The sequence below is a fragment of the Pseudomonas sp. SORT22 genome (genome assembly GCF_018417635.1).
Taxonomy (GTDB): domain Bacteria; phylum Pseudomonadota; class Gammaproteobacteria; order Pseudomonadales; family Pseudomonadaceae; genus Aquipseudomonas.
In genome coordinates, this window is the sequence record NZ_CP071007.1 from 1,223,525 (window position 1) to 1,235,281 (window position 11,757).

Consider the following 11,757-nt stretch of genomic DNA (forward strand, 5'->3'; position numbering starts at 1 on the left):
GGCTTTGCGGTCGATCAGTGCGCAGATCAGGCTTTATACTAATGACCATTTGCTATCACCGTGGTTGAAGGGATCCCATGCGTAACAATGCCCCAGATGATTTCGATAACGTACCGACCTTGAGTGCCGGTAGCCGTGACGACGATGATGTTGTCCCGGTTGCCGGCGTGCGTCGTGGCGGTGCGGCGGCCGCGCATGCCCAGCCCAAGGTGGCCAGCAGCGGCCCGTTGTGGGCGTTGCTCGGCGCCTCGTTCATTGCCCTGGCGGGCCTTGGTTGGTGGAGCTTTCAGCAGATTTCGCTGATGGAGCAGCAACTGGTTGCCACCCAGGAGAGCTTTGCCCGCATCAGTGAAGAAGCGGCGGGGCGCCTGCAGGCGATCAGCGGCAAGGTGGCGGCCAGCGAGAGCAGTGTCAGCACCGACAGCGAAGCCCTGAAGCTGCAGATCAGGCAGTTGCAGGCGAGCCTGACCGAGCAGGGCAAGCAACAGCAGGGTGTAGCCGGGCAGACCGGTGACCTGGGTAAACGCCTGGAGCAAGTGCTGGCGCAGGCCAGCGAACAGCAAGCGGCCAATGCCAAATTGCAGGAGCAGTTGCAGGCCCAGCTCAAGCGTGTGAACGAGGAGCTGGCCGCATTGAAGACGGCCCAGGTGGATGGCGGCAAGCTTGAAGGTGAGCTCAAGAGCCTGAACGCTGATGTGGCAGCCTTGAAGAAGCAGGGCAACCCTTCAGCGGCGATTCAGCGCCTGGAGCAGGACCTGATCGTGCTCAAGAGCGAGCAGGAGAACCGCCCGGCGCCGGCGGCCAGCAGCGGTGCCTCGACGGCGGAGTTTGATGCGTTTCGTGGCCAGGTGACGCGCAATATCAATACCCTGCAAAGCCAGGTGCAGAACCTGCAGCAGCAGATCAACGCCCGGCCTTGAGGGCCTCATCGCGTTCAGCACCTACAGCCGCGGATAATCGATGTAACCCACTGGCCCCTTGCCATAGAAGGTCTCCGGATGCGCTTCGTTCAGTGGCGCATCCGCCGCCAGCCGCGCCGGCAGGTCCGGGTTGGCAATGAACGGAATGCCGAAGGCCACCGCATCGGCTTTACCGCTGGCCAGCGCTGTGTTGGCGCTGGCCTTGGTGAAGCGCTCGTTGACGATATACGGGCCGCCAAAGGCTTGTTTGATCAGTGCGCCGATGCTGTCGTCGGCTTCCTTCTCCCGCGAGCAGATGAAGGCGATGCCGCGCTTGCCCAGTTCGCGCGCCACATAAGTGAAAGTCTCGGCGCGGTTGGCGTCGCCCATGTCATGGGAGTCGGCGCGCGGTGCCAGGTGTACACCCACCCGTTGCGCACCCCAGACTTCGCTCACCGCGTCAGTCACTTCCAGCAACAGCCGAGCACGGTTCTTCAGCGAACCGCCGTACTGGTCATCGCGCTGGTTGGTGCTGCTCTGCAGGAACTGGTCGATCAGGTAGCCGTTGGCCGCGTGCACTTCAACGCCATCGAAACCGGCCGCCTTGGCATTCTCGGCGCCGGTACGGTAAGCCTCGACAATGTCGGCGATTTCTGCGGCTTCCAGTGCCCGCGGGGTCGGGTAATCGGCCAGTGGACGCACCAGGCTGACATGGCCTTTGGGCTGGATGGCGCTCGGCGCGACCGGGGTTTCACCATTGAGGTAGCTGGGGTGAGAGATCCGCCCTACGTGCCACAGCTGCAGGAAAATCCGCCCGCCGGCGCCATGCACGGCCTTGGTCACGTTGGTCCAGCCGCGCACCTGGTCGTTGGACCAGATGCCCGGGGTGTCCGGGTAGCCGACGCCCATGGGCGTCACCGAGGTCGCTTCGCTGAGAATCAGCCCGGCGCTGGCGCGCTGCACGTAGTACTCGGCCATCAGTGCGTTGGGCACCCGGCCTTCATCGGCGCGGCAGCGGGTCAGTGGGGCCATGATGATGCGGTTCGGCAGCACGAGGTCGCCGAGGGTGATCGGATCAAAAAGCGTCGTCATAAATACCTCAAGGCTTATCAGTGAGTGGCAGGTGCCAGTTCGGCTTTTTTGCCGCCCTGGCTGAAGGTGATCAGGGTGACGATCAGCGCCAGTACCGCCAGCGCTGCGGCGGCCAGGGGCACGCGGGTCAGGCCCAGGCCCTGGGCGATGACGGTGCCGCCGACCCAGGCGCCAAGGGCGTTGCCCAGGTTGAAGGCGCCGATGTTCAGGGTCGAGACCAGGTTCGGCGCGGCCTTGCCGAAGGTCACCACGTTGACTTGCAGGGCAGGTACGGCGGCAAAGGCGGCGGTGGCCCAGAGGAACAGGGTGATTTCGGCCGGAATCAGCGCGACGCTGGTCCAGCTCAGCACGGTGGAGACCACCGCCATGCTGGCGAACACGCCGACCAGGGTGGCGCCCAGGCGCTTGTCGGCCAGCTTGCCGCCGACGATATTGCCCAGGGTCAGGCCGACGCCGATCAGCAGCAGGGTCCAGGTCACGCCCCGTGGCGAAACGCCGGTGACGTCGCCAAGCAGCGGCGCGACATAGGTGAACAAGGCGAACATCGAGGCTGAGAACAGTACGGTCATCGACAGCGACAGCCAGATGCCGGCGCCTTTGAGTGCAGCCAGTTCGGCGCGCATGTCGAGTTTTTCTTCGTCATGGCGAAACGGCAGGAAGCGGATCAGGCCGATCAAGGCAATCACGCCGATCACGGTTACCGCCCAGAAAGTCGAGCGCCAGCCGTATTCCTGGCCCAGCGCGGTGCCCAGCGGCACGCCAAGGACGTTGGCCAGGGTCAGGCCGGTGAACATCAGGGCCACGGCCGAGGCGCGGCGGTTGGCCGGCACCAGGCTGGCCGCGACCACCGAGCCGATTCCGAAGAAGGCACCGTGGCACAGGGCGGTCACCACCCGGGCGAACATCAGCAGGTTGTAGTCGCTGGCCACCGCACACAGCAGGTTGCCGACGATGAACACGCCCATCAGCGCAATCAGCGCCGCTTTACGCGGCAGGCGCGAGGTGGCCAGGGCCATGAACGGCGCACCGATGGCCACGCCCAGGGCGTAACCGGTGACCAGCCAGCCGGCACCGGGAATCGACACACCCAGGTCTGCCGCCACGTCGGGCAGCAGACCCATGATGACGAACTCGGTGGTACCGATGGCGAAGGCGCTAAGCGCCAGGATTATCAGCGAAAGGGGCATTGCAAGGTCCTTGTCAGAGCTCTTGGCTCATCTGCTGGAGGAAGGCCTGGATGGTTTCCTCGTTGCGTTTGAAAAAATGCCACTGGCCAATCTTCTGGCTGCTGATCAGGCCCGCGCGCTGCAGGGTCGCCAGGTGGGCAGAAACGGTCGACTGCGACAGGCCGCAGCGTTGATCGATCTGCCCGGCACACACACCGTGTTCGGTGCTGTGGTGCTGGTCGGGGAACTGCGCGTCGGGGTCCTTCAGCCAGTTGAGGATTTCTCGCCGTACTGGGTGGGCCAGGGCTTTTATTATTTCGTCGAGATCGAGAGGCATGGTTGGGCTCGTGGTTGTGTAGCGGTATATCGCGATGTGGCGAAATATAAATCGGTATTTCGCGATATACAAATATGATGTGGTTCTGAGCTCAGCGTAAATCGCTATATCGGGTTATAACGATATAGATGCCGGGGTGCTAGAATCCCAGTCCATGAACTACCTCGCACACCTTCACCTCGGCGGTCAGCAGCCCGAGCAATTGCTCGGCAGCCTCTATGGCGATTTCGTCAAAGGGCCGTTGCAGGGGCGCTTTGCCCCGTCGCTGGAAGCGGCGATTCGTTTGCACCGGCAGATCGACGTCTACACCGACAGCCATCCACTGGTGCTGGCGGCGCTGGCGCGTTTTCCGCGGCAGCGGCGGCGTTATGCCGGGATCATCCTCGATGTGTTTTTCGACCACTGCCTGGCCTTGCACTGGCAGGACTACGCTGAGCAGCCATTGGGTCAGTTCACCGACCGGGTCTACCAGGTCCTCGCCGCCGAGCCGGCCTTGCCCGGGCGCCTGGCGCAAATCGCGCCGTACATGGCCGCCGATGACTGGCTGGGGTCTTACCGCGAATTCGCGGTGCTCGAACAAGTGTTTCGCGGCATTGCCCGGCGCCTGTCACGGCCCGAAGGCATGGACGGTGCGATAGAGGAGGTGACGGCGCTGTACCAGCCATTGCTGAATGACTTTCGCAATTTCTACCCAGAGCTTCAGCGCTTTGCCAGGGCCAATACCTAGGCGGCCCTGGCCCGGCGTTGTGGCTGGGCAACCGGTTCGCTGCCGAACAATGCCTGCTGGATTACCTGCTGCGCCTTGAACGCCAGGGCGGCGCGTTCTTCGCCGGCGCTGGCAATTGGCGCGAGCAGATGGATCTCGACCTCGGCGCAATCATTGGCAAACAGCCGGAACAGGTGCGAGAGCAAATCGTCATTACCGATAAACGGTGCGATCGCATCGCTCTGGCCGTTGCGCAGGTAGCGCAGGGCGACCGGCTGCAACGGGGTTTGTGTATCGATGGCACTGGCCAGCAGGCGCCCATGAAAGGTGCGCAGGCTGCGCCCGTCGGTGGTGGTGCCTTCGGGGAAAATCAACAATGCGCTGCCTTGTTGCAGGTGCTGGCTGATCTGCTGGCGCAGCAGCTGGCTGTCGTTACCACCGCGGCGGATAAATAGAGTGCCGGCCTTGAGCGCCAGCCAGCCGGCAATCGGCCAGGTGCGCACTTCGGCCTTGGACAGGAACGACAGCGGCGCAAGCATGCCCAGCAACGGGATGTCGGTCCAGGACACATGGTTGCTGACCCACAGCATCGGTTGCTGCGGCACCTGGCCCACCACCCGCACCTTGAACGGCAGGGCGTTGCTCAGCCTGCCCATGAACAGCTGCGACCAGCGCTGCCGACGCTCGGTCGAGGCCGGTACGCGCAGGCGCTCGTAGAGGGTGAACAGCGCGGCCATGGCCAGGCCGAACAGCACCACCAGCAGCACCCGGACCACGCGCCCATAGACGCGCAGGCGCTGCATCAGACCGCCGCCTTGAAGTGCCGGGCATAGCGCGGGCACAGCTCGTCGCGCTTGAGCAGGATGAACACGTCGGCGACCTGGAAGTCTTCGTCCCAGCACGGCTCGCCGCAGATCTTCGCCCCCAGGCGCATATACGCCTTGAGCAGCGGCGGCATCTCGGCGATGACGTTACCCGGCAGGGCCAGGCTTGGCAGCGGGTTTTTCGGTTCGGCGCGCAGGTGCTCGGTGCACAGGTAGCGTTCGCGCAGGCGTTGCATGATCGCATGGGCCTGCACGCCGCCATCCTGCATGGGGATGCTGGCGCAACCCATGAGGTAGCTGTAGCGGCCCTCGTTGAGCACTTCGGCGAGTTCCGCCCAGAGCACGGCGATGGTGCCGCCGTTGCGGTAGGCCGGGTCGACGCAGGTGCGCCCCAGTTCGAGGATTGGCCCTTGCAGGTGGCCGAGGCCGTGCAGGCTGAATTCCTCTTCGCTGTAGAAGCGCCCCAGGCTGCTGGCAGCCTGATGGTCGAGCAGGCGGGTGGTGGCGACCAGGCGCCCGCTGGTCAAGTCGCGCACGCCGATGTGGCGGCAATGAATGTCGTAGTCATCCATGTCCAGGCCCAGTTCGGCGCCTTTGAGCTTGGCCTTGAATTCACCGCTGAATACGCTGAACCTCAGGGCCTGGGCTTCCTGCAGGGCTGCCGGGCCGACCAGGCGTTCGGCTTGCAGACGGCGTTCAGTGCTGTTGTCGCCAGAGCGAGCGATCCGAGTCATTGCGTGTCTCCATAAGCCAGCCATGGGGTTGCGGCCGGTCGACTTTGTTGTGCAAAGTCAGCCTAGGTAGATGCGGTGTCACCCCCGTGAACAATTGGTGATGCTTGTATGACAGCCCCCAAGGAGCGCTTCGATGGCCTGGCTGCAACGACTCAACGACCGACAGCGACACCCCCAGGCGGCCACGCTGGCCGATACCTATTCCACCTTGCTGGCACGCCTGGGCACGGTCAGCCCGTTCGAGCTGGCGGTGCTCGGCGCACGCGCCATGGCCACCCCGGGCCTGGCGTTTCTGCTTGGCTACCAGGCGGCCCTGCGGGTACTGTGGCCGAGCGCGCCGCCGAGCCTCGGCGCCCTGTGCGCCAGCGAGCGGCGCAGCGTGCGTCCGGCCGACATGCAGGTGCGCCTGGATGGCCTGCGCCTGAGCGGCAGCAAGGACTTCGTCACCGCCGGGCTGGATGCCGAATGGCTGCTGGTGGCGGCGCGCTGCGAGCCACAAGGGCAGGCGCCTGAGCTGAGCCTGGCGGTGGTTTATGCCGGCGAGCCCGGGGTGCGCCTCGAACCGCTGCCGGCCTTGCCATTGATGCCGGAGGTCGGCCATGCCCGCCTGCACCTGCAAGGGGCGTTGTGCGAACGGCTGGCGGGCGATGGTTGGGATGCCTACGTCAAACCCTTCCGCTCCTTGGAAGACCTCTACGTGCTCAGTGCCCTGTGCGCCTGGCTGTATGGCGTCGGCCAGGAATCGGGCTGGGCGCAAAACCTGCAACTGCGCCTGATCGGCTTGCTCGGCGCCTGTGCCGAAAGCACCCGCCAATGCGCGGAGGCTTCAGCCAGCCATTTATTGCTGGGCGGCCTGTTCGCGCAGTTCAACGCCATGAAGGAGGAGATCAACCAGGCGCTGCTGGCCAGCCCTGGTGAATGGGCAAGCCTGTGGCAGCGCGACCAGGGCCTGCTGGAAATCGCCAGCGCCGCCCGGGCCAAGCGTTTGGCCAAGGCCTGGGCTGCCGCCGGACTGTCATGAAACGCTGGCAGGCTGTGCAAACCCTGGCCTTGAGTAAGCGGCATGAGCAACGTGGCGTGGTGGATGCTGGCGCTGTTGGCCTTGAGCAAGGCCGTGCCAGCGCAGGAGTTGTGGCCTGTACCTGACTGGACCGTTGCGCCCGTGGCCAACCGTAGCGCCTGGCAGGCGGTGGAGCGTTATGCCTTCGCCCCTCGCGATGATCAGCAGCGCCAGGGCGTACGCACCGACGCGCTGCTGGTGATCGCCGACGGGCGCATTGTCTATGAACGCTATGCCGCGCCCAGCAGCGCTGCAACCGCGCACCTGACCTGGTCGATCAGCAAGAGCGTGCTGGCGACCCTGCTCGGCGTCGCCCACGGCGAAGGCCGCTTTGACCTGCACGATCCGCTGGCGCGTTTCTACCCGCCGATGCGCGCCCATCCCCAGGTGCGCATCGAAGACCTGCTGCACTGGGCCAGCGGCCTGGACTGGCAGGAAGTTTACGAGTACGCGCCGCTCAAGTCGTCGGTGGTGGCAATGCTCTATACCCGCGGGCGCGGCGACATGGCCGGCTACACCGCAGCCAGACCCGAAGCGGCCAGCGCCGGGCAGCGTTTTCTTTACTCCAGTGGCGACAGCAATGTGCTGGCGGCGGCCTTGCGCGGCATGCTCGGCGAAGCTGACTATGCGAATTATCCCTGGCACGCCTTGTTCGAGCCCCTGGGCATCAGCAGTGCGGTCTGGGAGCGTGACGCTAAAAACACCCTGGTGGGTTCCTCCTACCTGTACATGAGCGCCCGCGACCTGGCCCGTATCGGCCTGTTGATGCTGCGCGAAGGTCGCTGGCAGTCGCGCCAGCTACTGTCCAGCGACTGGGTGGCGTTCAATCGCCAGCCGTTCCTGCCGGCCACCGCCCAGCCGGGTGAAGCCAACCCGGGTGGGCACTGGTGGCTCAACCAGCCGCTGCCCGGCAGTCCGCGACCCTGGCCGGATGCGCCGGCCGATACCTACGCAGCCCTCGGGCACTGGGGGCAGGCGCTGTATGTGCTGCCGGCGCAGAAGCTGGTGATCGTGCGCTACGCCGATGATCGCGATGCCAGTTACGCCCACAACGAACTGCTCAAGCGGGTACTGGCTGCGGTCGATGAGGTGCGGCCATGAAGCGCGTGTTGCTGGTGCTGGTGCTGCTGGCTGGCGCCTGGGCCTGGTATGAGCGCCAGGCACTGATGGATTTCCCAGGCATTCTCAGTGCCTACTCGGCCAAGGAGTACTGCTCGTGCCGTTATGTCATGGGTTTCGATCCGCAGTACTGTCGCAGCTACGTGCAGCAGTACCTGCCGCTCAGCCGCCTGGACGAAGACGCGCAGCAGCGGCTGATCAGCGCTGCCGGCCTGGGGGTGGAGAATCATGCGCAGTGGCTGGGGCCGCGCGAGGGCTGTCGCTTGCTGCCGTGAAGACAGCCGGGTAAGGTTGACGACCATTGTGTTACAGGATTTCACATGTTCAGTCTGCCGCGTCTTCTGCTTGCCCTGCTGGTCGTCTTGAGTCTCCCTGCCCAGGCCAACTGGCACCTGGACGGCGAATCGTCGCGCCTGTCGTTCGTCTCCAGCAAGAATGGCGACACCGCCGAGGTGCATCGCTTCCTCGTCCTGCATGGCAAAGTCGATCGCAAGGGCGCCGCCGAGCTGCTGATCGAGATGGACTCCAACAGCAGCAGTGTGCCGCTGCGTGACGAGCGCATGCGCAAGGAACTGTTCGAGTTCAGCAAATTTCCCGAGGCCAAGGTCAACGCACAGATCGACCTGCGTCCGATCAACGACCTGGCCAATGGCGCCCAGGTCGAACTGCGCCTGCCGGTGACGGTCAGCCTGCATGGCAAGCAGCACAGCTACAGCGCCCTGTTGCTGGCGACCCGCCTGGATGAGCGGCGCTTTCAGGTGGTCACCCTGGAGCCGTTGATGCTGCGCGCCGATGATTTCGATCTGCTCCCAGGCCTTGCCACCCTGCGCAAGCTGGCCGGGCTCAAGTCCATCAGCCCGTCGGTGCCGGTGGCTGCGGTGCTGATCTTTACGGCGCGCTGATATGGCCGGACCGGTCTTTCCCTGGCGCGATGGCAATCAGTTCGAGCTATTGATCGACGGTCCCGAGTTTTTCCCGCGCATGCTTACCGCAATCGTGCGCGCCGAGCACCAGGTGGACCTAGAGCTGTACCTGGTGGAGGCGGGCGCCTGCGCCGAAACCATGGTCCAGGCCCTGGTGCAGGCCGCCGAGCGCGGTGTGCAAGTGCGTTGCCTGTTCGATGACTACGGCTCGCTGGCTTTTACCCTGAGCCTGCGCCAGCGCTTGCTGGCCGCTGGCGTCGAGCTGCGCTGGTACAACCGCTTGCGCTGGCGCCGGGGCTTGCGCAACCTGTATCGCGATCACCGCAAGCTGCTGCTGGTCGACCAGCGCTGGGCGGTGGTCGGCGGCACCGGCGTTACCGACCAGTTCTGGACGCCCACTGAAGACGTCAGCGAATGGCACGAAGTGATGGTGCAGATGCAAGGCCCGTTGGTGGCCGACTGGCAGATGCTCTTCGACCGCCAGTGGCGGGCCAACCTGCGCCGCACCGCCTGGCGGCCGCCAACCCACTTCGGCCTGCCGCGTTTGCCGCCGATCCCGCTCAGTGGCGCCGGCCTGGGCCGCGTGGCCTATGCCGACGCCCGCCAGCACCGGGACATTCTGCAGTCGCTGGTGCGTGCGCTGAACAGCGGCCAGCGGCGCATCTGGCTGGCCACGCCGTACTTCTTGCCGACCTGGAAAGTGCGCCGTTCCCTGCGCCGTGCTGCTTCCCGCGGCGTCGATGTGCGTTTGCTGCTGACCGGGCCGCGTACCGATCACCCGTCGGTGCGGTATGCCGGCCATCGCTATTACCCGCGGCTGTTGCGCGCCGGGGTGAAGATCTTCGAGTACCAGCCGTGCTTCCTGCACCTGAAGATGGTGCTGGTGGATGACTGGGTGAGCATCGGCTCGTGCAACTTCGACCACTGGAACCTGCGCTTCAACCTCGAAGCCAACGTCGAAGCCATCGACCCACCCCTGACCGCCGACGTGGCGGCGAGCTTTGAGCGCGACTTTGCCCAGAGCCTGGCCGTGGACCTTGCCCACTGGCATGCGCGACCGTTGTGGAAGCGGGTGCAGCAACGCTTGTGGGGCTGGCTCGACCGGCTGGTGGTCAACCTGCTCGATCGGCGCGATTGAGCCTGAGGCCGGTTGGCGGTCTATGGTGACCTTGTTCGCCAGCGATGAGGCCCGTACAGGCAATAAAAAAGCGGCAGGGGAGTAATCCACCTGCCGCTTTCTTGTACCAGCAAACCCTGAGGCTTACTTCACTTCCACCGCCAGGCTTTCAGCGATCTTGTGCTGCCAGATCGCAGGGCCGGTGATGTGTACCGACTCGCCGTTGCTGTCGACCGCGACGGTGACCGGCATGTCCTTGACCTCGAACTCGTAGATCGCTTCCATGCCCAGTTCGGCAAAGGCCAGGACCTTGGACTTCTTGATCGCCTGGGCCACCAGGTAGGCAGCGCCGCCGACGGCCATCAGGTACACGGCCTTGTTGTCCTTGATCGCTTCGATGGCGGTCGGGCCGCGCTCGGATTTGCCGATCATGCCCAACAGGCCGGTCTGCTCGAGGATCTGCCGGGTGAACTTGTCCATCCGCGTTGCGGTGGTCGGGCCGGCCGGGCCAACCACTTCGTCACCGACCGGATCAACCGGGCCGACGTAGTAGATGAAGCGACCCTTGAGGTCGACCGGCAATTCTTCGCCCTTGTTGAGCATCTCGACCATGCGCTTGTGCGCAGCGTCGCGACCGGTGAGCATCTTGCCGTTGAGCAGGATGGTCTCGCCCGGCTTCCAGCTCTGCACGTCTTCCGGGGTCAGGGTGTCGAGGTTGACGCGGCGGGCCGATGGGCCGGCTTCCCAGACGATCTCCGGGTAGGCGTCCAGCGATGGCGCTTCCAGGTCGGCCGGGCCGGAACCGTCGAGCACGAAATGGGCGTGACGGGTGGCGGCGCAGTTGGGGATCATGCACACCGGCAACGAGGCGGCGTGGGTCGGGTAATCCATGATCTTGACGTCGAGCACGGTGGTCAGGCCGCCCAGGCCCTGGGCGCCGATACCCAGCTGGTTGACCTTGTCGAACAGTTCCAGGCGGATCTCTTCGATGCGGTTCTGCGGGCCACGGGCCTTGAGCTCGTGGATGTCGATGGACTCCATCAAGACTTCCTTGGCCATCACCGCGGCTTTCTCGGCGGTACCGCCGATGCCGATACCGAGCATGCCCGGTGGGCACCAGCCGGCACCCATGGTCGGAACGGTCTTGAGTACCCAGTCGACAATCGAGTCGGACGGGTTGAGCATGGCCATCTTCGACTTGTTCTCGGAGCCGCCGCCCTTGGCCGCTACGTCCACTTCCACGGTGTTGCCCGGGACGATGGAGTAGTGGATGACCGCCGGGGTGTTGTCCTTGGTGTTCTTACGCGCGCCGGCCGGGTCGGCCAGGATGGATGCACGCAGGACGTTTTCCGGCAGGTTATAGGCGCGGCGCACGCCTTCGTTGATCATGTCGTCCAGGCTCATGGTCGCGCCGTCCCAGCGCACATCCATACCGACGCGCACGAACACGGTAACGATACCGGTGTCCTGGCAGATCGGCCGGTGGCCGGTGGCGCACATGCGCGAGTTGATCAGGATCTGGGCGATGGAATCGCGCGCAGCCGGCGACTCTTCACGCAGATAGGCCTCATGCATGGCCTGGATGAAATCAACGGGGTGGTAGTACGAAATGAACTGCAGGGCGTCGGCAACGCTCTGAATCAGGTCGTCTTGCTTGATCACGGTCATGCAGCGCGCTCCTCTTAAAGACGGGAACATTCATTAAGGTATTCCGACGCGGACTGGCCGAGGTGTCGAAACGACCTTCAACAGGCGCCAACGCAAGGCTGTCGGCGCAAAA

13 protein-coding genes are annotated in these 11,757 nt (G+C 64.6%); 7 read left to right on the forward strand and 6 right to left on the reverse strand.

Annotation, left to right across the window (positions count from 1 at the left end):
* Positions 1-77 precede the first annotated feature (77 nt).
* Positions 78-920: a hypothetical protein gene (locus tag JYG36_RS05815; protein ID WP_045197411.1), complete on the forward strand. Its 843-nt coding sequence runs from the start codon at positions 78-80 to the stop codon at positions 918-920.
* A gap of 21 nt (positions 921-941) precedes the next feature.
* Here the strand turns inward: JYG36_RS05815 and JYG36_RS05820 are convergent, their stop codons facing one another.
* From JYG36_RS05820 to JYG36_RS05830, 3 genes are read right to left on the reverse strand one after another with little or no spacing between them, the layout of a single operon-like run.
* Positions 942-1,991, reverse strand: coding sequence for an alkene reductase (locus tag JYG36_RS05820; protein ID WP_213603348.1), 1,050 nt, complete (start codon positions 1,989-1,991; stop codon positions 942-944).
* Positions 1,992-2,008: 17 nt separating this feature from the next.
* The gene (locus JYG36_RS05825; RefSeq protein WP_045197415.1) at positions 2,009-3,178 is read right to left on the reverse strand and encodes an MFS transporter; all 1,170 of its coding nucleotides are present in this window, start codon (positions 3,176-3,178) and stop codon (positions 2,009-2,011) included.
* A gap of 13 nt (positions 3,179-3,191) precedes the next feature.
* Complete coding sequence (locus JYG36_RS05830) at positions 3,192-3,494, reverse strand: ArsR/SmtB family transcription factor (RefSeq protein ID WP_038998919.1); 303 nt, start codon at positions 3,492-3,494, stop codon at positions 3,192-3,194.
* 154 nt (positions 3,495-3,648) lie between these two features.
* On the opposite strand from JYG36_RS05830, the gene JYG36_RS05835 reads away from it, so the two are divergent.
* Positions 3,649-4,221, forward strand: a complete 573-nt coding sequence (locus JYG36_RS05835) for an acyl carrier protein phosphodiesterase (RefSeq protein ID WP_093379886.1) — start codon at positions 3,649-3,651, stop codon at positions 4,219-4,221.
* Here JYG36_RS05835 and JYG36_RS05840 read toward each other — a convergent pair.
* Together JYG36_RS05840 and olsB are read right to left on the reverse strand one after the other, a co-directional pair.
* Positions 4,218-5,003, reverse strand: a complete 786-nt coding sequence (locus JYG36_RS05840; RefSeq protein ID WP_093379890.1) for a lysophospholipid acyltransferase family protein — start codon at positions 5,001-5,003, stop codon at positions 4,218-4,220. The two genes, JYG36_RS05835 and JYG36_RS05840, sit on opposite strands and share 4 nt — an antisense overlap.
* Positions 5,003-5,758 (reverse strand): L-ornithine N(alpha)-acyltransferase, encoded by a 756-nt coding sequence (gene olsB / locus JYG36_RS05845; RefSeq protein ID WP_093379894.1) that lies wholly within the window; start codon positions 5,756-5,758, stop codon positions 5,003-5,005. The genes JYG36_RS05840 and olsB overlap by 1 nt, the downstream gene beginning before the upstream one ends.
* 133 nt (positions 5,759-5,891) lie before the next feature.
* On the opposite strand from olsB, the gene JYG36_RS05850 reads away from it, so the two are divergent.
* From JYG36_RS05850 to JYG36_RS05870, 5 genes are all read left to right on the forward strand, one after another.
* The gene (locus JYG36_RS05850; protein ID WP_213603350.1) at positions 5,892-6,779 is read left to right on the forward strand and encodes an acyl-CoA dehydrogenase middle domain-containing protein; all 888 of its coding nucleotides are present in this window, start codon (positions 5,892-5,894) and stop codon (positions 6,777-6,779) included.
* Between the two features lie 63 nt (positions 6,780-6,842).
* Positions 6,843-7,919 (forward strand): serine hydrolase domain-containing protein, encoded by a 1,077-nt coding sequence (locus tag JYG36_RS05855; RefSeq protein WP_408980604.1) that lies wholly within the window; start codon positions 6,843-6,845, stop codon positions 7,917-7,919.
* The gene (locus JYG36_RS05860; RefSeq protein ID WP_045197425.1) at positions 7,916-8,212 is read left to right on the forward strand and encodes a hypothetical protein; all 297 of its coding nucleotides are present in this window, start codon (positions 7,916-7,918) and stop codon (positions 8,210-8,212) included. The genes JYG36_RS05855 and JYG36_RS05860 overlap by 4 nt, the downstream gene beginning before the upstream one ends.
* 45 nt (positions 8,213-8,257) lie before the next feature.
* Positions 8,258-8,839, forward strand: coding sequence for a YceI family protein (locus JYG36_RS05865; RefSeq protein WP_045197427.1), 582 nt, complete (start codon positions 8,258-8,260; stop codon positions 8,837-8,839).
* A gap of 1 nt (position 8,840) precedes the next feature.
* Positions 8,841-9,998, forward strand: a complete 1,158-nt coding sequence (locus tag JYG36_RS05870; protein ID WP_213603354.1) for a phospholipase D-like domain-containing protein — start codon at positions 8,841-8,843, stop codon at positions 9,996-9,998.
* Positions 9,999-10,121: 123 nt separating this feature from the next.
* Here JYG36_RS05870 and JYG36_RS05875 read toward each other — a convergent pair whose 3' ends face one another.
* Entirely contained in the window at positions 10,122-11,645 is a 1,524-nt protein-coding gene (locus JYG36_RS05875; protein WP_045197431.1) for a fumarate hydratase, read from the reverse strand.
* Positions 11,646-11,757 lie beyond the last annotated feature (112 nt).